Consider the following 19,652-nt stretch of genomic DNA (forward strand, 5'->3'; position numbering starts at 1 on the left):
TATTTTTCAGGCTTTTTGTTCGCGATTTTTGAATTTCTCGAACAACGACCCAATCATGTCATAATCAATGTCGATATTGTTTTCGTATGCATATTTCACGCCATAACCAAGCGCTAATGTCATAGATGAGGCGACGGTACCACCAATAACCGATCCTGCTCCCGGGATAAATTTTAGCGCTTGGCGGTAAATGGTGTGCCCAATTGTTTGCGTCGCAGTTACAACAATCATGTCTTTTGCTGCTTTTTTCGTTAACGGTTTATCGTAAAGGTTGGATAATTTAATGATTAAACCTGCTTGTAACGTAGTAAGCGGCAATACATCAGAACCTGGAATGGGTGACGCGCCGATTACCCCAGCTGAAACACCTGCACCAATAATCCAACGATTAGCCGCTGAGGATTTTTCTTTTATGCTTTTGGCGAAGAGCAGGTCTTTACCCTTCTTTTCGAGCAAAAAAAGAATTTCCTTCTTTAAAGTGTCGAGATTTTCTTCTGTTTTTGAAGAAATCGGAATAACTTTGTATTTATTGACAGTATGGTTTTTTATAAACTTTACAATAGACGGTATATCTTCCGCAGCATCGATTTTGTTTAAGACGATTAAAATATCTTTGTTATGTTTTTCAATTTCATTGAACTTTTCTTTTTCACTCTCAGAAAACACTGTCCCTGCAGCGTTGAGAAAAAACAAGACAACATCCGATTTTTGAACAAATTCCAAAGTTTTTTTAGGATTTTCATCGTTCGGGTCATTTAAACCAGGTGTATCCATAAATTTGATGTTTTCTAATCCTCTAATATTATAAGGGTCTACGCTGACCGTTTCTCCTGGCATTGGATTTGTGCTAGCAATGTCTTCTCCAATGATTTTATTGACGGTCGTAGATTTCCCAGCATTTACTTCACCGATTAAAGAAATCAACAGTTCCTGCTCAAGAGAATCGTTTACTTTTTTCATTTCTCTTTCAAACATCTTATCCATCGCTTGCATAACTTCTTTTTCGAATTCCTTTACCATGACTCCAGTTCTCCCCTCGTGCATACTTACTCATTCTTCACTTTAACAGCTTTTCTTGAATTCCGGGTATTTACTCCGTATAAACTTTCAATAACGTATCCGCATAGTTCATCAACGTTTCCGTATCTTTAATGTGTTTTTTAGCTGCGCTATTTTTATTGCGTTTCTCCATAGTCTTCAAATCGTATAGAACATCTGGCAATTTAGCTCCTGGTGCTTTATAAAATTGTTCAGACTGGATATAAGAACCACCTGGCATATAATAGCGCATCCCTAGTAAATTCTTTTTATACTGAAATAAGTTATGCCCCATCATTGGATAGTCGTGATCGATTCCGAGTAACGCGAGTACTGTTGGCATAATATCCGTTTGACCACCAAGGCGAGTCATTTCGGTTTCTTCAAAAAGATTTCCTCCAGTAAATAACAGTGGAATCGTAAATTGATCTTTTAATGAATACTCATGCCCTAAAAACTCTCCTAATAATTGACGATCTTCCTCGGTCACTAAACTGCCGTGCATACCAGAATGGTCTCCTAAAATAACGATTAACGATTCATCGTAAAGCTCTCGATCTTTTAGTATTTGAATAAACGAACCGATTTGTTCGTCTGCGTAACGAACCGACTGCAAATAATTGCCGATATACATGTCCTCATATTCAGAAGGAAGATCTAAATATTGCATAGTGTCAGGCATTTCAAATGGTGTATGACTAGTAACTGTAACAATATTGGCATAAATTCGCTCATAGGTTTCGAGCTGTCGCGGTAATTCCCCTGCTACAAAGTCAAACAACACCTCATCTGCTGGTCCAAAGCCAACTTCTTTAACGTTTGGTATGTCTTCACTCGAAAAAACCTCTTCGTATCCAAGCACTGGATACAGCACATCACGGTTCCAGAATGTCACTTCATCAGCGTGATACGTTGCCGATCCATAACCTTTTCCCTTTAACGCTCTTGCTAACGAAGGTGCTTCTTTTCCGGACAAGCTATTTGATGTCGGAATCATTCCTTGTGGATAAAGCCCTGTGTTGACCATCCACTCCGCATCAGAAGTTGTCCCAGCTCCTACTTGTTGAAATACATTTGAAAAATAAGCACTTTCACTCAATAGCTGATTAAGGTTCGGCGTGATTTTCTGTCCATTTACTGACTTGTCTATAACAAATTCTTGTAAAGACTCAACTTGAATGATAAATAAATGGCGTCCTTCAGCAACTCCGAAACTATCATGTTCACGAACTTCGACAAATTTATTGCCTTTTAGTTCTTCTAGTTCTCGATCAGACAACTTAATCGAAGAAGCATGGGCGCTCTCTGTCGACCGGTTATACAATTGAGCTACTTGAGACTGCAAATATCCATGTTCCTTCGCAAAATAAGAAACATCAATGATCGACTGCTGCAGGGAATAGGTCACCGTAACAGCACAAATCGCTGCCATGCTAACTGCCACATGTTTCAAAGCATCTAGCTTTACTGGTTTTTTCCATCGACGTGCCAAAAGGAAAAGCACTAAAGCATCGAGGAAAAACAAGAAATCCCATGGATTTGAGAGCATCGTAATGGTGCCACCAACAGAGCTCGATTGTGTCAATTGCTGCAAATCATAATAAGAAGGAATGGTCGAATAGTAACGCATATATAATGTGATTGTAAAAAAAATAAGGGAAACCAGCAAGTTAAAAATCCAAACGGCTCGCCACATCTTTTTATGAGCAACTAATAAAACGATCGATAGCAACAAAGCCCACATTGGGAACTCAATTAAAATAATGTGCCAAATTGATTTCTCATTAAAAATAAGCACACGAAAAGCACTTACTTTCATCAATAACAAAAGGTAAATAAGGATATATGGCATAAAATTTGTTTTTTTCACTCAGAGCACCTCTTTTCTACAGACGAAAAATCTAGTTGAATGTTGCATATATTCAATTTAAAAGGGAATAAGAATCTATAGTGTGATTTAGAACTACACACCTCATCAGCAGGCAAGCTAGTTATCTTTTTTTATCCATGAGCCTGACTAACTAAAAGGAGCGATTCGATGCAACCAGTAAAAGCACTTTTCATCAACACTTCATTAAAAAGTTCAAAAGAACCTTCCCATACGGAAGAGTTTATCAAAGATGTTCAAGTTCACTATAATCAATTAGGTGTAGAATCTGAAGTTGTGCGTTTGGCCGATTATGCTATAGCCTATGGTGTACAACCAGATATGGGCGAAGGGGACGAATGGCCGCAAGTTTTTGAAAAAGTAATGGCTGCAGATATTGTAATTATCGGTACGCCTTTATGGCTTGGAGAAAAAAGTTCGTTAGCGACACAAACGATTGAGCGTCTTTACGCGAGCAGTAGTGTAACTAATGACAAGGGCCAATCCATCTTCTACAATAAAGTTGGCGGTGTAGCGATTACCGGCAACGAAGATGGTGCTAAACACGCAGCCGCTTCTGTTCTTTACGCACTTTCTCATATCGGATTTGTCGTTCCTCCAAATGTCGACGCTTACTGGGTGGGCGAAGCAGGTCCTGGTCCGTCTTATATGGATACTGAAAAAGATAATGAGTTTACTAAAAAAGCGATTAGACGACTTGCTTATAATACGTATCATTTTGCAGGTATGCTTAAAAATAACCCGATTCCAAGTGAAGGAAATACACTTGAATAGTATTCATTTAACAAACTGACAGCCGTTGTGCTGTCAGTTTTTCTATGTAATTATTGCCATAACCGCACTACCGATGTTTGCCCCTTAGTTATTTCTACTTTAAACACGTCTGGGTTGGTCAATTTCCCCCATGCTGAAAAGTCATATTGAGAATCGATACTTTTTAACAGTAACCCTAGCAAGTTTCCATGAGTTACCGCAGCGGTACCATCTTTCATGTCCTGTAATGCTGCTATTGCACGAGTTGTTGCTTCTCCACCCGATTCGCCTCCAACAAATTTCAATTCCGCATCTTCGAATGACGCTTCCAACTTTTCTATCCAATCTGGTAAATCTTCCGAGCTTAATATGCGTTCAGCTAAGCGCTCATCAATGATGATTGGCAAATCCATTTGTTTAGCCGTTGGTTCAATAGATTGTATCGCTCGCATAAACGGACTCGAAACAACATACTCAACTTTCTGTTGTTTTAAAAACTCCGCCAAATCCTCTGCCTGTTTTTTGCCAACCTCTGTAAGTTCGGCTTCGGGCGCTTGTCCAGTCGCTTGACAATGCCTAATTAGATAAATTGTTTTGTCCATTATTTCTCCACCTTATTTCAATTGATATGTCTCGAGCAAACTGCCTTTTAGTAGTTCCCGCTATATCACACATTCCCCCAATTTATACTTTTTAACCTCAAAAAAACTCCCGAGCATAAGCTCAGGAGTAATAAATTATAATTTTTTCATCAAGTTTGCCATTTCAATAGCACCGGCTGCCGATTCCCAACCTTTGTTGCCTGCTTTTGTTCCTGCACGTTCGATTGCTTGTTCAATCGAGTCTGTTGTCAATACACCAAAGATTACTGGAATATCTGCATGGTCACTAGCTCTTGACACACCTTTAGCAACTTCACTGCAAACATAATCAAAATGAGGAGTTGCACCTCTGATGACTGTCCCTAAAGTAACGATAGCATCATAGTTTCCACTCATTGCCATCTTTTTCGCAACAAGGGGAATTTCAAAAGCACCTGGTACCCAAGCAATTGAAACATCGTCTGCTCCAACGCCGTGACGTTTTAACGCATCTTCTGCCCCACTTAATAATTTACTTGTAATAAACTCATTAAAACGTCCTACTACAATTCCGATTCGTAAACCTTCACCATTTAAATAGCCTTCAAAATGTACAGTCATCTATTCCATCTCCTCTAGTAGATTAATAAGTGGTCATATTTTGTTGTTTTTGTTGGTATGTCACTAAATCTTTAATCGTCAAAATACCTAAACCAAGTCGGTCTGCTACATGCAACAAGTCGTTAACACGCGCCATTGTGCCATCAGCATTCATAATTTCACATATAACCCCTGCCGGAGGCGATCCTGCAAGTTTTGCTAAATCCACTGCTGCTTCAGTATGTCCTGTCCGTTCTAAAACGCCGCCATCTTTTGCAATTAAAGGGAAAATATGTCCTGGCCGTTTAAAATCTGTAGCTTTTGCATCTGGCTTTACTAAGCTCGTAATCGTATGAGAACGTTCAAAAGCACTGATTCCTGTCGTCGTATCTTTATGATCCACACTGATTGTAAAAGCTGTACCATATTCGTCTGTATTGTGATCCGTCATAAGACCAATCTGTAAGTGTTGAGCGATTGATTTTGCGATAGGTACACAGATCAAGCCTCTTCCTTCAGTTGCCATCAAATTGACGATTTCAGGAGAAGCGAATTCTGCTAAAGCAACAAAATCACCTTCATTTTCTCGATCTTCATCATCAATTACTATGATGGCTTTACCATTCTTTAAATCTTCGATGGCTTTTTCTACCGTGTAAAACATTTGTGTCGCGCCTCCTTTTAAAATCCGTTTTCTGCTAACCAGCTTCTGCTAATTTTCGGCTCTGCTGTTTGAATTCGCTCGGTATACTTCGCTAGTAGATCGCATTCGATATTGACCTTTTCTCCTATGCCTTTTTCTCCTAATAACGAATCTTCTTGCGTTGTCGGAATAAGAGAAATGGTCACAGTATTATGGGCAAGTGCAAAAATAGTCAAAGAAGTACCATCTACTGCGATTGACCCTTTTAGCATCATGTACTTCATTAGATGAGGCTCGAGTTCGATTGTTTTGGTAATTGCATTCGCTTCTTTTTTCACTGAGCGGATCACACCAACGCCATCAATATGTCCACTAACAAAATGACCACCGAAACGTCCGTTAGCAGGCATCGCACGTTCAAGATTTACCCTGGAACCTGTTTTCAATTCCTTCATCGTTGAAGATTTGACTGTTTCCGGAATCACATCAACGGTGAAGGTACTAGAAGTGAATGTCGATACAGTTAAACAAACGCCGTTAATGGAAATACTGTCTCCACGCTTAACGTCTTCTAAAATTAGCGCACAGGAAATGGTTAGCTCCATTGCTTGTGGCTTAGAGCGAACTGAAGCAACATGGCCAAGTTCTTCAACAATACCAGTAAACATTTAGGCACACTCCTCCATTCTGTTCGCTATAGCGTATTCAATTGTGGGCTTACGAGTTTTCGGGTGCTTTCCACCATGGGGCGTATGGGTGGTGAGGAAAGAGTTTTGCAGAAGAGTTTGAAACCATAACACAATGTGCCCTGCTTCTTTATCAAGTTGACCAGTTGGATGGCAATTTTTCGTACCTTGAAGAGGCTCGTTTTCCATAGAGGAACTGAGCAGGGTTAAAAACCGTTGATTTGTATTTCCAGAGACTACTCCCTGATAAAGGTGGTTGGTCATACAAATTCCTCCTTTCAATTTCTACACATTGAAAAGAAGAGGCACATAACGAAGCCGATCTCTACATTCTTCTCCCATCCAGACTGTAACTGTCGGTGCCGGAATTTCACCAGCTCCACCGGTTGAACGCTTCAAACATAGTGGCCTATGCTTGTCCTCGTTCAAACGGGTCACGGACTTGCAGTTTCCTGCTCACCGCCGGTAAGGAATTTCACCTTGCCCCGAAGAATTAGATTCGTAGTTTCGTCCTTTTAATAGTAGCATAGAAAGAAACTGAACCCTATCAATCAAACTGATTATTTTAAATTAAGAAGCGTTATTTCTAAATTTGCTTTTCTTATTCTAAAGGAGGAACTGATATGTCCCACCATCAACAAGTAAAAGGCATAAACGTAGATGCTGAAACCCGTTGTATTCACTACCACTCATCGATTGATCGTATTGCCATTAAGTTTTTCTGTTGCCAAGAATACTTTCCTTGTTTTGAATGCCATGAGGCGGTAGGTTGTGGAAAGCATGACGTTTGGCCAACCGACCGCTTTCAAGAAAAAGCGATTTTATGCGGTACTTGTGGACATGAATTAACCATTGCCGAGTATTTAACCTGTGACTCTACTTGTCCGGGTTGCTCTTCACTCTTCAATCCGGGTTGTAGTTTACATACACACCTGTATTTCAAATAAATAAAAAACCAAGTAAAAGCAACACTGCTCTCACTTGGTTTTTTTAGTAGATAAAGACATCACGAATTGTTCACCTTTCGAACGCATAATTCGTCTACCGGTATCTATAAATCCAGCTTTTTGGTATAGCCGTTGGGCCGGTATGTTGCGCGCGTTGACTCCTAAGACCACTTCATCGAAATTCGGAAATTCCTCTTCCATAAATTCCGGCAGTGCATAAATAGACCCCGTTGCAATGCCTCTTCCTTGAAATTTCGGGTTAACCGAAAATCCCCTAAGCAATAAAGCCCTAGGATTGTCCGAGTATTTCTTCCGGTCTTCTGATTCATCCAACTCAAAAAAACCAGCATCTTCCCCACGCGCTTTAATGATAATAAAATGTTTTGATGGATTACTAGCATCTTTTTCAACGATTTCTTTAGGTAAGCGTGTAAATTCTAGCTGATGTGTTGGTAAGTCGTAATCGATAGATCGCTTTGAAGAGTAGCGATGCAATGTAACTTCCCTTTTTTTAATCACTCGAGGCGGCCCCCTTGTTTTCATTTGCTATCTAGAAAATCGATCTTTATTCTTTTTTCAATGTCACTACGACAACTTCCGGACGATTGAAAATTCGGAGAGGAAACGTACTGTTTCCTAACCCGCGACTAACGACCATTTGGGATTCGGCGTTCTCAAAAATCCCTTCTGTTACTTTTGGAAACCATCCTTGGCCAGTAGCATATAACCCACCAATTCCAGGAAGACGAACTTGTCCACCGTGAGCATGTCCTGCAAAAACAATATCCACTTCTGCTTCAGCATAGTTAGCTAGATATTCGGGACGATGTACTAATAACAAAGTGAAATCATCAGTCAAATGAGCAGCTTCAAGATAATCATGCGTAACCTCGTCCCCGTGCATTGCAGGTTCGCTTAGTGGGTCATCAATTCCTGCAATTTGAAGCGTACTGCCATCCTTTTCCCACTCTACTGAATCATTCGCCAAAACGATCACCCCGCGTTCTTGCAAAGAAGCTGTAATTTCATCCACCTTATTTGAAGCTATTTCATGGTTTCCCGTAACAAAATAGACTTTACTCATCTTCACTATTTCATCTACTAACACCAAACTCGCTGACAAATCATAGCGATTGCTGTCAATAAAGTCGCCTGTCAAAAAAATCGCATCAGGTTTAGCGGATTGTATTTTCTTTATTAAAGAGGATTGATCTTTCCCAAAAGTTGCATTGTGCAAATCGGATATTTGAACAATTTTCACTCCATCAAAAGCCTCAGGTAACTCTTCAGAGACTACTGTATATTCTGTGGTTTCTAACCACTTATTATTACTCCAAAAGATGCCCCATAAAACTAGCGTGAACAAGATAATCATTACAAGTTTCTTCATATTTTAATTAGCCTCTATTCGATTCTAATTTTGTTGACTGCACTGTAACATGAACTTTAAGCATTGCTCATTGTTTCATCTGGCGCGACAATTTCTATTTTTAAGCGATCTGGTCCTTCAAAGAAAACCGCATAATAATCTGGTCCGCCCGCATAAGGATGAAGATCTTTATATAAAATTCGTGCCCCTAATTGCTTTATCTTTTCAGTCATTTCGTTTACTTGCGCATGTGACGATGCGTGAAATGCTAAATGATTCAATCCTGTTTCTTTGCGATGATAAGGAATTTGTAAAAACTTTTCTTCTGTTTGGACAAAAACTAAGTAGGTAGGACCTGCCTTATAGCTAAATCCCTCTTCCCATTCTTGAAATAATGAATAGCCTAGAAGTGGCAATAGTTTGCTGTAAAAAGATTTGGATTCTACTAAATTCGAAACGTTAAGTTCCACATGGTGCAACATATTCCCCAGCTCCTTTATGCCATTTTAACAGTTGAACCGAAGACTACCTAATCACACTGTTATCATGAAACTCCAAACTATACTTTCGTCTTTGCTTTATTTTTTTTTGCTGCCCAACTCCCTACAGCAAACAAAAAAATGATAAGAAGGACTGCTATTCCGATAGCCCCCCATAAACTACTATTAGCAGAGCCTGTTAACCACTCTACTCCATATTGAGGGATTTTTACGGGTGAAAAAGTCCAGTTTGAGCCGAATAATCCATCAATTAATTGAATCAACAAATACGTGCCCAATGCAATAGCTGCAGCAAATCCGCTATTCGGAGCAATAGCACTTGCAACTAGAACGAAAGCCATAACAACTAGCACCCACATACTATAAGTTCCTACCATTTGGAATACTTTGATCAATTCCACTTCACCAAAAAATAAGAATGTATAATAATAGCCTGCCAAAAACCCTAACCATACACTGACTAGAGAAATAACAGATGCCGTTGTCCATTTGCTTAAAAAATAGGCTTTAAATGAGAGCGGTCGAACATACAACAAAGTAGCAGTTCCACTTTTCCGCTCTCCTGCTATTGTTCCCATATAAGCTAAAATCAGCACCGCAATCCCAATAGTTTGGAATTGCTCCATAATTGCCGCTAACATTTGTTCCGGTGTAGGTGTCGGCATTTCAAACACCGCTCCTTCTGGCAAGCTTCCAGAGGACTCAAGAATTTGCGGAAGAAAATAATTTGTAGTGGGTTCTACTATGCCCAAAAGAATAAAAATTGCGGGTATCCAGTATATTTTATAATTACGTATATTTTCTAGCTGTTCTTTTCTTAATAGCAACAGAAATTGTTTCATTTATTAGCAACCACCTTCAGAAAGATTTCTTCTAAGGAGGCATCTTGAAACTCGACTCCTATAATATCCTGTTTTTCCGTAGATAGGACGTAGAGAACTTCCTGCATTGTTGGTCCTGTTTCAGAAACCGGTAGTAGAACAAAATCTTCTTTAACTTCACATTTCCACGTATGATTGCTTGCGAACTCTAACGCATTGATAGAGTTTCTAAATTTCATTTGAATATACGGAGCTGCATGTTTTTTCTTAACATCTTTCAAAGAACCTTGTTCAATCAAACGTCCGTCTCTCATGAATAATAGCTGATCTGTCATTTCTTCCGCATCATTCAAAATATGAGTAGAATACAAAATAGTCGTATTTTGTTGTAATGATTTTAATAAGTTTATGATTTCTCTGCGTCCTGTTGGATCTAATGCCGAGATGGGTTCATCTAGTAAAAGCAATTCGGGCCTGTGAACAATCGCTTGCGCAAGACCTAGCCGCTGCTTCATGCCTCCTGAAAAGCTGCCGGTTTTTTTATGTAAAGCATTTTCAAGACCTACAAATTCTAACGTTTGTATGGACTGCAACCTTGCTTGTTTAGTATCAACTCCACTGATTTTAGCTGCTAATTCTGTAAATTCAAGCGCTGTTAGCCATGGAAAAAATTGTGGATATTGAGGAAGAAAACCAATGGATATATCTTTTTTCATTATGATTTCCCCGCTGGTCGACGATAACAAATTAGCCAGCATCGATAAACTCGTTGTCTTTCCGGCACCATTTGGACCAATCAATGCCGTAGCCGTCGCTTTCTCTAATGTAAAAGAAAGATCTTCAACGGCTGTTTCTCCTCCATAGCGTTTTGTGAGGTTTTCAACTTCTACGATGTTCAATAATTTTTCCTCCCTATAACCAAGTATAGAATGGGCCCAATAAGATTAATAACCACAATAACGATGCCCCACATCCATTTCGGTCCATTTGGGTTAGGGTTTTTCACTAAGTCCACTAAAGCGAAAATCATTAAAGCAAGTTGAATAAGAAAGATTGGCACTAAAGCCATAATCATTGTAGTTTGATCCATTGATACTGCCCCTCCTCTCTCATTTCAAGCTATTTTATTTACCATTTTAACGATAAAAAAAGTGATGTTAGAAAAGTCTTCTCGGTTTCTCCAATGCTCCACTGATTTATCTCTTTTCGCAAGCTATCTTTTGTCCCGAAACCTTTCACAAATCCGTTTAATCGCGCAGCAAAAATCGAGTCTACTAACATATCCTTATTTGGATAAAGCGTTTCCAACTGATCGAGCGCTTTTGGGTAACGCTTTAAATAGTATTTTTGATGACGTTCTTCTGCCAAAGTAAACTGGCTAAAAAGAGCAACCTCTGTTTCAATTGACTCTCCAAGTTCTGCTTCCATTTCTTTTCGGATTGTTTCAATTGTTTGCTTTTGTTGATCGGTATGATAATGCAGTAAAGAAATATATTGTCTTCCTTTGTAATTATCACGATTTGGATAGTGATTACGCCAAAATTCCTTTAGTATAGTTGCGTAGCTAATCACTTGCGGGTCGTATTCAATTTGAAGCGTTTCTGTATGGTCACCCATCATGCGGTAACTAGGAGTTGGAGTTGTTCCACCTGCAAATCCGACACGCGTTCTCATAATACCTGCCATACTTCCAAACCGCGCATCCGGCCCCCAAAAGCAACCCATTCCAAAAGTTGCAAGTTCCCATTCTTCTTCATTTGTATAAATTTCTTTTTCAATTGTTTCGATAGTCATTTGTTGATTTGTCATCACAACAAACTCCTTCCTTCGAAAATTCCGTAGCAAATACTATACAGCTAGCTGTTTTCCACTTAAAATTACTGTAACAAGACCACTCAGAAAATGCATGATTTAAACACTGCTTTGCTTATTATTTCCGAGGGAAAAGAAAGTAGGGAGAGATAATGGAAAATCGAAAAAAAGAGATTATTGCTTATTTCAGAGAAATGGATCGCAGCTATTTCATGGACGCTAATAAAGATCTCGCCTCACTCGATCATGCTCTGCCCATTGGATTTGAACAAACTATCTCACAGCCATCGCTTGTTCTTGAAATGACTTTAGCACTCGATCTTCAGTCGCACCATAAAGTGTTAGAAGTAGGAACAGGTTCCGGGTTTCAAACTACGTTACTTGCCGTTTTCTCAGGAGCTGTCTACACCATTGAACGAATTGAAGAATTACACAATCGTGCAAAAGAACGGTTAGCTCAATTAAACATCCACAATATTCACTTTAAATTGGGAGATGGTAGTATAGGTTGGCAAGAACAGGCTCCTTTTGATCGCATTATGGTAACAGCCGCCGCTTCAGAAGTGCCAGCAGAATTGCTTGACCAATTAAGTAATGATGGAAAAATGGTCATTCCAGTTGGTAACTCCTTTAACCAAGAACTGCTCTTAATCGAAAAAGATACTAATGGAAAACTGCACAAGATATCTTTAAACAAAGTGTTATTTGTTCCGTTAAAAGGAAAATATGAAATTTAACCAAGAAAAGGGCAAGCTCAAAAATGAGCTTGCCCTTTGTTGATTTACTTACTTGTTAGAAATGTCTTCAAATTCTTTAGCGATTCGTTCTAAAGCTTCTTGAATCAGTGGACGCGGTGAAGGTGTACAAATTCGCTGATAAAACTCGCCTTCTTCTCCAAACAGGTTGCCATCTTCTAATAAGACATTGGCTTTGTTGTAAATGCGGTCGTGAATTTCCTTTGCCGAAATTCCGTAACCACTAAAATCTAACCACATAATATATGTGCCTTCTGGTATAGCCACTTTAACTTCCGGCATGTTGTCTGCTAAAAATTCTTTAATATACATCATCGTGCCATCTACATAGTCCTTTAACTGCTCTAGCCAGTCTTCGCCTTCATTGTAAACGGCAATTAACGCCGCTATGGCAAATGGAGACGCTAGTTGCATGCCCATTTCAGTAGAGAATTTAGTTCGCAATTCTTCATCAGAGATAATGACATTGGTGCAATGAAGCCCAGCCACATTAAAGGTTTTATTGATCGCTGTGCATGTAATGATATGATCTTTGTGCTCTGCTACTTTCGCCATTGGCACAAATTTTTCGCCACGACGAAGCAAATCTCCATGAATTTCATCTGCCACAATTAAGACGTTATGGTTATGACATATAGCCGCCATTCTTTTTAGCTCATCTTCATTGAAGTTTCGCCCTGTTGGGTTATGGGGATTACACAAAATAAACATCTTTGTGTTGTCCTCTTTTGCTTTTGCTTCAAAATCTTCAAAGTCGATTGAATAATAGCCATCCTCATCTTTTTTCAATGCATTATTTACGACATGCCGATTATTTCCTTCAATTACAGAAGTAAAGGGAGGGTAAACGGGGCGTTGAATCATGACGCCGTCTTCTGCATTTGTAAATGCTTTAACTGCAATATTCAATGCATGAACCGTTCCCGGACTGTAAACAACATGCTCTTTTTCTATTGTCCAATTATGTCTCTTTTGCATCCAAGATTGAATCGCATCAAAATATTCATCTGGAAAAACAGAGTAGCCATAAATTCGGTGGTCAACTGTTTTATGCAATGCATCAACTAATGGTTGAGGCACTGGTAAATCCATATCTGCAGTAAATAACGGGATGGTGTCTTCATCGTACCTTTCTGTTAGACCAAACTGCTTGATCAATTCTTCTCCGTCCCATTTCAAGGAGTAAGTGCCTCTTCTATTAATAATTTCATCAAAATTATAGTTCATACGAAACTCCCTTTCCTCCAGATCGGTTACTTGACTCTCTCATTGATTATCAAAGAAAGCCGGGGGTTATTGCAACCAAATGAACTTCAGAACTCCATTTTCAATTTACCGTCTTCTAGTATCAACTTGGCATTGAATTTTTTTCCGTTTTTCGAAACAAAACCTTTAATAACGGGCGTCTTGCCTTTCGTACACAAATACTCAATTTGCTTGGCGGTTAGTCGTTTTTTCAGGAAAGTCGCAGGAAAAGATTGCTTGCAACCATTTTCGTATTCCGTGCAATTATAAGAACCTCTTCTAGAGACAATCATGCCTTTTTTACATCGTGGGCAAAGCGCAATTTCGTCTTTAGCATCAGGCGTGGCAAGTTTTTCTGGCAACCCATTTTTCTGCATTTGAGCTGGTACTTCGTCGAGCAGTTTTTGAATAAATTTGCCGATAGTAGCTAAAAATACTTCAGCTGATCCTTCCCCGCGTCCAATTTTCTTTAAATACGTTTCCCACTTTGCCGTCATTGATGGACTAGACAATAAATTTCCCTCAATAGACTGACATAGAATACGCCCTTTCTCTGTAATCGAAACAATATTTTTAGTAACAGAAATGTATTCATGACGTTTGATCGTTTCAATAATGCCACTTCTTGTCGCTTCCGTACCAAGGCCTTCAATTTCTTTCAAAATCTCGGTATCCTCTACGTCTTCCACAAGCTTTCCGCATGTCTTCATCATCGCGATTAGTTGCCCTTCTGTGTAAGGCTTGGGTGGTGTCGTCATACTTTCTTTTATATCAATCTTGCTCTTAACAGGCTCTTGCTCGCGCAATTCCGGCAAGGAAGGCTCTTGTTTCGCTTCTTTAGAAACAGCAAACAGCTCTTTCCAGCCTTTTTCAAGCTCGGTTTTGCCGGTTGTGAAAAATGGCAATCCTTTAACTTCTGTTGTCACTTTTGTTTCTGCATACCGATAATCTTTATGGAACATCGCCAATGTCGTACGCAATACTTCTTCATACAAATTACGCTCGTCTTTCGCTAAGCCTTCAATTTTGCGTGCTGTCGGTATTGTTTTGGTCGGGATGATGGCGTAATGCTCTTGAACTTTAGCGCTGTCCACAAAGCGCTTTTTAGGTGCTTTTGACGCGATTGGAAATGGTGCATTGATGATTTGTTGGTACTTCTCAACTTGTCCTGCCAAATAACTAAATTCACCAGGCGTAATGTGTTGCGTGTCGGTTCTTGGGTAACTCACTAATTTTTTCTCGTAAAGGCCTTGCATGACAGATAACACTTTCGCCGGACTGTATTTCCACTTGCGATTGGCCGCTGCCTGCAAAGTCGATAACGAATGGAGTTGAGGAGGTGGCGTACGTTTTTCTGTCGTTTTGACTTGTGTCACAACACCCTCTTCTTTTGCTCCAATCGCATGCTTTGTGAGCAATTCCTCTGCTTCTTTACGCTCTTTTGCACGCAACTTCACTTTGCCTTTGTACCGCCCTTTTTCTGCCTCAAATGAGCCTTCAATTTCATAAAAAGGTTCTGGTACAAACGCTTCGATTTCTTTTTCACGCTGGTAAATGAGAAAAACGGTTGGTGTCTGCACGCGCCCAATCGCAAACACTTCGCGTATGCCTTTTTCTTGTAGCAATAACGAATACAAACGAGATCCGTTCATACCAACTAGCCAATCACTAATTTGACGCGCCTTGGCTTCTTGATATAGTAATAAGTCTTGTTGATTGTCACGCAGTTCTTGAAACCCTTTTCTGACTTCATCTGCTTCTAGTGAGTTAATCCATAGACGTTTTATTTTTTTGTTCTTAGCACCTGTATGATAGTAAATGCTATAAAATATATTGGATCCTTCCCGGTCAACATCACACGCATTGATGACCGTATCGGTTTGAAATATCAACTTTTTAATGATGCCAAATTGCTGGGCTTTGCCTCGTGCTATTTGAAACTGATAAGTGTTCGGCAAAATTGGCAAAGCAGCTAATGACCACTTTCCCCATTTCGGATCATAAGCTTTCGGTTCTTTTAACTCCACAAGATGTCCAATTCCCCATGTGATATATGCGCCTTCTGGAAAAATCGGATCTGGTGCAATTTCTATAAAACCATCACGTTTTGTGGACTTGAACGCTTCAGCATAGGCCTTTGCTTGGCTTGGTTTTTCAGCGAGTATCACTGGTTTCATGTGCGTCTTCCTTTCTTTTTGACCTTACTCTTATTGTACCCCTACAATGAAAGAATCAAAGCAAAAAGGCAATTCCCCATAAATTAGGGTATAGTAGATTTTAAGCTAAAGAAACATAGACAAAGGAGTCGTTCACAATGAATAGTAAAACGGCTTTACTAGCAGGAGCTAGCGGATTGGTTGGTAAAGAATTACTTTATATCCTATTAAACAGCTCAAATTATTCGAAAGTTATCATTTTGGTGCGCCAACCTCTTGAAATCGCTCATGAAAAGTTACAGCAAGTTACTACAGATTTCGATAAAATGGAGGAATACGCCAAATACTTTGATGTGGATGATGTTTACTGCTGCCTCGGCACTACTATAAAAAAAGCCGGGTCACAAGAAGCATTTAAAAAAGTGGATTATGACTATCCTCTTAAAATGGCTGAATTGTCCGCATCACAGCAAGCAAAAAACTTCTTAGTTATTACAGCATTAGGGGCAGACTCTACTTCCAAAGTTTTCTATAGTCGTACGAAAGGGCAATTGCAAGTGCGTCTAAAGAAATTAGGATTGACTGCTCTCCATATTTTCCAACCTTCTTTGCTCTTGGGGGAGCGAAAAGAATTCCGTTTAGGCGAAAAAGCTGCGGCTTCGTTAAGTCCCATTTTTAATCGATTTCTGAAAGGGAAAATGGAAAAATACAAACCCGTGGAAGCCAAGTCAGTAGCATTAGCTATGTATGAAGTCGCTCAAATCGAGAGAACAGGAAACTACACGTATCCATCCGACCGAATCGAAACAATAAGTGGAAAAAGTGCTGAAATATAAAAGAGGACGCCTTTTAAAGGGCGTCCTCTTTTATATGTTAAAGAATATCTGACCAGATTTTAATAGCGGTACCTAATATTAATAAGGCCAAAATCCATTGAAGATATTTGGTATTCATTTTTTGTCCTAGCTTAGCTCCAAGCGGTGCTGCAATAAGACTTGCAACAATCATGATAGATGCTGGACCATACAAAATCTGATCCGTAACAATTTTACCAACTGTTGCACCGATTGACGACAAGAATGTAATCGCAAGCGAAGTCGCAATCGTCATCCGTGTTGGGATTTTTAATACAATCAGCATAATTGGTACCAAAATAAAGGCACCTGCTGCGCCTACGATTCCGGCTGCAATTCCGACAGCAAATGCTAATCCTGCTGCTAGCCATTTGTTAAAGGTAACTTGATCAAGCGGAATGTCATCCACACCTTTTTTAGGCATAAACATCATGATTACAGCAATTGTTGCCAAGACAGCATAAACAATATTAATAGCTTGCTCAGACAACAGCGTTGAACCATAACCACCGATAAAGCTACCTATTAAAATCGCACCACCCATATACGCGATTAAGGTTTTGTTTAAATAGCCACTACCACGATATGCCCATACACCAGCAATCGTCGCGAAAAATACTTGGATAGCACTAATACCTGATACTTCATGGGCACTAAATGCCGTATAACCTAGCATTATTGGTATATAAAGTAACATCGGATACTTGATAATCGAACCGCCAATTCCGACCATTCCGGAAATAAAAGAACCAATAAAGCCGATGAGAAATATAACAACGATAAAATCTATGCTCATTTTACATCACCTTTCTAAAAGGGAAAAGGGTATCGTACCGATACCCTCTGGTCCACCTCTTAGCCTTTCTTAATCCAAAATTTGAAGACGTCGCCCTCTGTTTGAGAATCCATAAGTTCGTGTCCACCTGATTTTGCCCATGCAGTTAAATCTGCTTGTGCGCCTTTATCAGTTGCCAAAATTTCAAGAATTTCGCCACTTTCCATAGTTTTCATTTCTTTTCTTGTTTTTACGATCGGCATTGGGCATGCTAGCCCTTTTGCGTCTAATACTTTAGTTGCGTTCATCAATATCTCTCCTTTGAGTTGTTTAATACTATTTATTGAATCGACTATTTACTATTCCACTGTTAGCTATTTCACAAACTATCTCTGCTTTTTTGCGAACTTGCGAAAATCTTCGCTGATTTGCTCTATAACGAAAATAATTGGCTATTTAAAGGTGTAACTTTTACTTAACGGACGGCACAGCGATTTGGTCCAATTTCCATTTCACGCTGTATTTCTTCATCTGGTGTGATTTGACCCATATTTGTTTTGCGAATGTCTTGATAGGCATTCGGCTGTGGCGGTAAGTTTTTTGTAACCATATTACGAAATTCCTGCTCGTCCGAAATATTCAATCCGTGGTTTTCTTTAAACAAATCACCTAGTTTTTTAGCCACACTGCCATCTTCATTTAACTCATCCATAATCATGAAATGAGCTGGAAGAACAATAAGTTCGTTTGCTAGATCTTGATAACGCGAGTAAAGAGATTCTCTCAAATCGCCTACCCAGTCTTCTGCAAGACCTGCAAGGTCCGGACGTCCAATTGAATCGATGAAAAGAATATCCCCAGTCAACAAGTACTTGCTATCTACGATAAACGAAGTAGAACCAATTGTGTGACCTGGTGAATAAAGAGCTTCCATTTCAAGTTTCGAGCTTCCAATTGCCACTTCTAACCCATTTTCTAAAGCTGCATATTCAAATACAACACCTTCTGCATCTTTTGGTGGCAAGTAATACGTTGCACCTGTCGCTTCTGCAATAGCACGACCGCCAGAAATATGATCGGCGTGTAAGTGTGTATCAAAAACATGTTTAATTGTTGCGCCTTTTTCCTGCGCGAAGTCCAAGAAGATATTTGCCATGCGAGTTGCATCAACTACAGCGGCTTCTCCTTCAGAGATTACCATATAAGACAGGCAACCTTTGCCAAGACGTACAAATTGATATAATTCTCCGCCGTTGCTCAATTCACCGACTTTTACTGGTTCCAGATGCTCACTCCAAGCTTTCATACCACCTTGTAGATAAGCTGCTTGAACGCCTTCTTCTGACAACATTTCTGCTACCATTATAGAAGACCCTTCTTTTGCACAGACCACTAAAATGTCTCTGTCTGTTGGCAATTCTGAAACCACTTCTTCGACGCCGTCCAATAAATCGAAATAAGGTGTATTCAAATATTGGATATTGCCTCCTTCGATTTTCCAATCCGCGAAGGCATCGCCATTTCGTACATCCAAGATGAACAATGGCTGATTGTTTACTACTTTTTTTGCTACTTCACTTGCTGTCATTGCTGTAACCGTCATACAAAATTACCTCCAGGGGTATATATTTAGTTAAAAATTTTTAAACTGTTTTTCCTGTCCAATCTCTCATACCTGGTACTACGTTATAAAGTTTATCAAAGCCTTTTTTGGCCATCGCGTCTCCTGCAATTCCACTTCTACGACCAGAATGGCAAATGATATAAATTGTGTCTTCTTTTTTCAACTCTTCCATGCGCGTTTCTACATCACCTAAAGCGATATGAACTGCACCGGGAATATGAGATTCTTCAAACTCGTCTTTTTCACGAACATCTAAAATTGTAAGATTTTCATCTGTTTCTACTTTTTGAGCAAAATCAGCTAATGCGATTTCAGGTATGGTAATGGTTTCTTCAGGAGATCCTGCACCATCTTTACGTAGAAAATGGCGCAAAACGTCTCCTTCAGTTTCAGTCCCAATATATTGATGACCTGAACTTTTTGCCCATGCTTGAAGATCAGCAGTTGATCCTTTATCTGTCGCAAGAATTTCTAATACTTTCCCTGAATCCATGCTTTTCATTGTTTTTTTTGTTTTTACGATTGGCATTGGACACGCCAATCCTTTTGCATCTAATGTGAAGTCGATCTGTACCATTAAATTTCCTCCTTGATATTCCGCCTGT

At 39.5% G+C, this 19,652-nt stretch carries 23 protein-coding genes, 1 pseudogene and 1 riboswitch; of the genes and pseudogenes, 4 read left to right on the plus strand and 20 right to left on the minus strand.

All coding sequences use genetic code 11. The features are described from left to right. Positions 1-6: 6 nt before the first annotated feature. Positions 7-1,020, minus strand: a complete 1,014-nt coding sequence (locus BCM40_RS14095; RefSeq protein WP_065525335.1) for a YcjF family protein — start codon at positions 1,018-1,020, stop codon at positions 7-9. Between the two features lie 70 nt (positions 1,021-1,090). Beyond that, positions 1,091-2,908, minus strand: coding sequence for an LTA synthase family protein (locus BCM40_RS14100; protein WP_065525334.1), 1,818 nt, complete (start codon positions 2,906-2,908; stop codon positions 1,091-1,093). A gap of 168 nt (positions 2,909-3,076) precedes the next feature. Here BCM40_RS14100 and BCM40_RS14105 point away from each other — a divergent pair, with 168 nt between their 5' ends. Further along, entirely contained in the window at positions 3,077-3,700 is a 624-nt protein-coding gene (locus BCM40_RS14105) for a flavodoxin family protein (protein WP_065525333.1), read from the plus strand. A 50-nt stretch (positions 3,701-3,750) separates the two neighbouring features. On the opposite strand, the gene BCM40_RS14110 is transcribed toward BCM40_RS14105, so the two are convergent. The 5 genes and pseudogenes from BCM40_RS14110 to BCM40_RS14130 all read right to left on the minus strand — a co-directional run bounded on the left by BCM40_RS14110 (position 3,751) and on the right by BCM40_RS14130 (position 6,453). Beyond that, entirely contained in the window at positions 3,751-4,281 is a 531-nt protein-coding gene (locus tag BCM40_RS14110) for a histidine phosphatase family protein (RefSeq protein WP_065525332.1), read from the minus strand. A 135-nt stretch (positions 4,282-4,416) separates the two neighbouring features. Beyond that, positions 4,417-4,881, minus strand: coding sequence for a 6,7-dimethyl-8-ribityllumazine synthase (gene ribH / locus BCM40_RS14115; RefSeq protein ID WP_065525331.1), 465 nt, complete (start codon positions 4,879-4,881; stop codon positions 4,417-4,419). Positions 4,882-4,915: 34 nt separating this feature from the next. Then, positions 4,916-5,524 (minus strand): annotated as a pseudogene (gene ribB, locus BCM40_RS14120) (3,4-dihydroxy-2-butanone-4-phosphate synthase); the annotation flags it as partial. Positions 5,525-5,541: 17 nt separating this feature from the next. After that, the gene (gene ribE, locus BCM40_RS14125) at positions 5,542-6,171 is read right to left on the minus strand and encodes a riboflavin synthase (protein WP_065525330.1); all 630 of its coding nucleotides are present in this window, start codon (positions 6,169-6,171) and stop codon (positions 5,542-5,544) included. Then, positions 6,172-6,453: a hypothetical protein gene (locus BCM40_RS14130; protein ID WP_065525329.1), complete on the minus strand. Its 282-nt coding sequence runs from the start codon at positions 6,451-6,453 to the stop codon at positions 6,172-6,174. Positions 6,454-6,515: 62 nt separating this feature from the next. Continuing rightward, a riboswitch (FMN riboswitch) is annotated at positions 6,516-6,686 on the minus strand. Positions 6,687-6,812: 126 nt separating this feature from the next. On the opposite strand from BCM40_RS14130, the gene BCM40_RS16350 reads away from it, so the two are divergent. After that, positions 6,813-7,136 carry a CHY zinc finger protein gene (locus BCM40_RS16350; RefSeq protein WP_083394534.1) on the plus strand — a complete coding sequence of 108 codons (324 nt, stop codon included), beginning with the start codon at positions 6,813-6,815 and terminating at the stop codon, positions 7,134-7,136. Positions 7,137-7,166: 30 nt separating this feature from the next. On the opposite strand, the gene BCM40_RS14135 is transcribed toward BCM40_RS16350, so the two are convergent. The 7 genes from BCM40_RS14135 to msrA all read right to left on the minus strand — a co-directional run bounded on the left by BCM40_RS14135 (position 7,167) and on the right by msrA (position 11,635). After that, positions 7,167-7,655 carry a GNAT family N-acetyltransferase gene (locus BCM40_RS14135; RefSeq protein ID WP_083394535.1) on the minus strand — a complete coding sequence of 163 codons (489 nt, stop codon included), beginning with the start codon at positions 7,653-7,655 and terminating at the stop codon, positions 7,167-7,169. A gap of 46 nt (positions 7,656-7,701) precedes the next feature. After that, the gene (locus tag BCM40_RS14140; protein ID WP_065525327.1) at positions 7,702-8,526 is read right to left on the minus strand and encodes a metallophosphoesterase; all 825 of its coding nucleotides are present in this window, start codon (positions 8,524-8,526) and stop codon (positions 7,702-7,704) included. Positions 8,527-8,582: 56 nt separating this feature from the next. Further along, a complete protein-coding gene (locus tag BCM40_RS14145; RefSeq protein ID WP_065525326.1) occupies positions 8,583-8,987 on the minus strand; it encodes a VOC family protein in 405 nt (134 codons plus the stop codon). A 77-nt stretch (positions 8,988-9,064) separates the two neighbouring features. Then, complete coding sequence (locus BCM40_RS14150) at positions 9,065-9,847, minus strand: ABC transporter permease (RefSeq protein ID WP_065525325.1); 783 nt, start codon at positions 9,845-9,847, stop codon at positions 9,065-9,067. Then, positions 9,844-10,725: an ABC transporter ATP-binding protein gene (locus BCM40_RS14155; protein WP_065525324.1), complete on the minus strand. Its 882-nt coding sequence runs from the start codon at positions 10,723-10,725 to the stop codon at positions 9,844-9,846. Before BCM40_RS14155 ends, BCM40_RS14150 begins: the two co-directional genes overlap by 4 nt. Next, positions 10,722-10,916 carry a PLD nuclease N-terminal domain-containing protein gene (locus BCM40_RS14160; RefSeq protein ID WP_065525323.1) on the minus strand — a complete coding sequence of 65 codons (195 nt, stop codon included), beginning with the start codon at positions 10,914-10,916 and terminating at the stop codon, positions 10,722-10,724. Before BCM40_RS14160 ends, BCM40_RS14155 begins: the two co-directional genes overlap by 4 nt. 38 nt (positions 10,917-10,954) lie before the next feature. Continuing rightward, entirely contained in the window at positions 10,955-11,635 is a 681-nt protein-coding gene (gene msrA / locus BCM40_RS14165) for a peptide-methionine (S)-S-oxide reductase MsrA (RefSeq protein WP_065525322.1), read from the minus strand. A gap of 155 nt (positions 11,636-11,790) precedes the next feature. Here msrA and BCM40_RS14170 point away from each other — a divergent pair, with 155 nt between their 5' ends. Continuing rightward, entirely contained in the window at positions 11,791-12,375 is a 585-nt protein-coding gene (locus tag BCM40_RS14170) for a protein-L-isoaspartate(D-aspartate) O-methyltransferase (protein ID WP_083394536.1), read from the plus strand. A gap of 48 nt (positions 12,376-12,423) precedes the next feature. Here the strand turns inward: BCM40_RS14170 and BCM40_RS14175 are convergent, their stop codons facing one another. Then, the gene (locus BCM40_RS14175; protein WP_065525321.1) at positions 12,424-13,620 is read right to left on the minus strand and encodes a MalY/PatB family protein; all 1,197 of its coding nucleotides are present in this window, start codon (positions 13,618-13,620) and stop codon (positions 12,424-12,426) included. Positions 13,621-13,706: 86 nt separating this feature from the next. Further along, positions 13,707-15,815, minus strand: coding sequence for a type IA DNA topoisomerase (locus BCM40_RS14180; RefSeq protein WP_065525320.1), 2,109 nt, complete (start codon positions 15,813-15,815; stop codon positions 13,707-13,709). A gap of 137 nt (positions 15,816-15,952) precedes the next feature. On the opposite strand from BCM40_RS14180, the gene BCM40_RS14185 reads away from it, so the two are divergent. Beyond that, positions 15,953-16,630: an NAD(P)H-binding protein gene (locus BCM40_RS14185; RefSeq protein ID WP_065525319.1), complete on the plus strand. Its 678-nt coding sequence runs from the start codon at positions 15,953-15,955 to the stop codon at positions 16,628-16,630. A 37-nt stretch (positions 16,631-16,667) separates the two neighbouring features. On the opposite strand, the gene BCM40_RS14190 is transcribed toward BCM40_RS14185, so the two are convergent. The 4 genes from BCM40_RS14190 to BCM40_RS14205 form a co-directional block, all read right to left on the minus strand. Further along, on the minus strand, positions 16,668-17,444 hold the full coding sequence (locus tag BCM40_RS14190; protein WP_065525318.1) for a sulfite exporter TauE/SafE family protein: 777 nt from the start codon (positions 17,442-17,444) through the stop codon (positions 16,668-16,670). 59 nt (positions 17,445-17,503) lie between these two features. Beyond that, the gene (locus BCM40_RS14195; RefSeq protein WP_065525317.1) at positions 17,504-17,731 is read right to left on the minus strand and encodes a sulfurtransferase TusA family protein; all 228 of its coding nucleotides are present in this window, start codon (positions 17,729-17,731) and stop codon (positions 17,504-17,506) included. Between the two features lie 167 nt (positions 17,732-17,898). Next, positions 17,899-19,026, minus strand: coding sequence for an MBL fold metallo-hydrolase (locus tag BCM40_RS14200; protein ID WP_065525316.1), 1,128 nt, complete (start codon positions 19,024-19,026; stop codon positions 17,899-17,901). Positions 19,027-19,066: 40 nt separating this feature from the next. Then, entirely contained in the window at positions 19,067-19,624 is a 558-nt protein-coding gene (locus BCM40_RS14205) for a sulfurtransferase TusA family protein (protein ID WP_065525315.1), read from the minus strand. Between the last annotated feature and the right edge of the window lie 28 nt (positions 19,625-19,652).

This window comes from Planococcus donghaensis (assembly GCF_001687665.2).
GTDB lineage: Bacteria > Bacillota > Bacilli > Bacillales_A > Planococcaceae > Planococcus > Planococcus donghaensis.

Coding starts and splice junctions, on each gene's coding strand:
- BCM40_RS14095 (WP_065525335.1), bottom strand. CDS start 1,020: ATGGTAAAGGAATTCGAAAAAGAAGTTATGCAAGCGATGGATAAGATG.
- BCM40_RS14105 (WP_065525333.1), top strand. CDS start 3,077: ATGCAACCAGTAAAAGCACTTTTCATCAACACTTCATTAAAAAGTTCA.
- BCM40_RS14110 (WP_065525332.1), bottom strand. CDS start 4,281: ATGGACAAAACAATTTATCTAATTAGGCATTGTCAAGCGACTGGACAA.
- ribH (WP_065525331.1), bottom strand. CDS start 4,881: ATGACTGTACATTTTGAAGGCTATTTAAATGGTGAAGGTTTACGAATC.
- ribE (WP_065525330.1), bottom strand. CDS start 6,171: ATGTTTACTGGTATTGTTGAAGAACTTGGCCATGTTGCTTCAGTTCGC.
- BCM40_RS14130 (WP_065525329.1), bottom strand. CDS start 6,453: ATGACCAACCACCTTTATCAGGGAGTAGTCTCTGGAAATACAAATCAA.
- BCM40_RS16350 (WP_083394534.1), top strand. CDS start 6,813: ATGTCCCACCATCAACAAGTAAAAGGCATAAACGTAGATGCTGAAACC.
- BCM40_RS14140 (WP_065525327.1), bottom strand. CDS start 8,526: ATGAAGAAACTTGTAATGATTATCTTGTTCACGCTAGTTTTATGGGGC.
- BCM40_RS14145 (WP_065525326.1), bottom strand. CDS start 8,987: ATGTTGCACCATGTGGAACTTAACGTTTCGAATTTAGTAGAATCCAAA.
- BCM40_RS14150 (WP_065525325.1), bottom strand. CDS start 9,847: ATGAAACAATTTCTGTTGCTATTAAGAAAAGAACAGCTAGAAAATATA.
- BCM40_RS14160 (WP_065525323.1), bottom strand. CDS start 10,916: ATGGATCAAACTACAATGATTATGGCTTTAGTGCCAATCTTTCTTATT.
- msrA (WP_065525322.1), bottom strand. CDS start 11,635: ATGACAAATCAACAAATGACTATCGAAACAATTGAAAAAGAAATTTAT.
- BCM40_RS14170 (WP_083394536.1), top strand. CDS start 11,791: ATGGAAAATCGAAAAAAAGAGATTATTGCTTATTTCAGAGAAATGGAT.
- BCM40_RS14175 (WP_065525321.1), bottom strand. CDS start 13,620: ATGAACTATAATTTTGATGAAATTATTAATAGAAGAGGCACTTACTCC.
- BCM40_RS14180 (WP_065525320.1), bottom strand. CDS start 15,815: ATGAAACCAGTGATACTCGCTGAAAAACCAAGCCAAGCAAAGGCCTAT.
- BCM40_RS14185 (WP_065525319.1), top strand. CDS start 15,953: ATGAATAGTAAAACGGCTTTACTAGCAGGAGCTAGCGGATTGGTTGGT.
- BCM40_RS14190 (WP_065525318.1), bottom strand. CDS start 17,444: ATGAGCATAGATTTTATCGTTGTTATATTTCTCATCGGCTTTATTGGT.
- BCM40_RS14195 (WP_065525317.1), bottom strand. CDS start 17,731: ATGAACGCAACTAAAGTATTAGACGCAAAAGGGCTAGCATGCCCAATG.
- BCM40_RS14200 (WP_065525316.1), bottom strand. CDS start 19,026: ATGACGGTTACAGCAATGACAGCAAGTGAAGTAGCAAAAAAAGTAGTA.
- BCM40_RS14205 (WP_065525315.1), bottom strand. CDS start 19,624: ATGGTACAGATCGACTTCACATTAGATGCAAAAGGATTGGCGTGTCCA.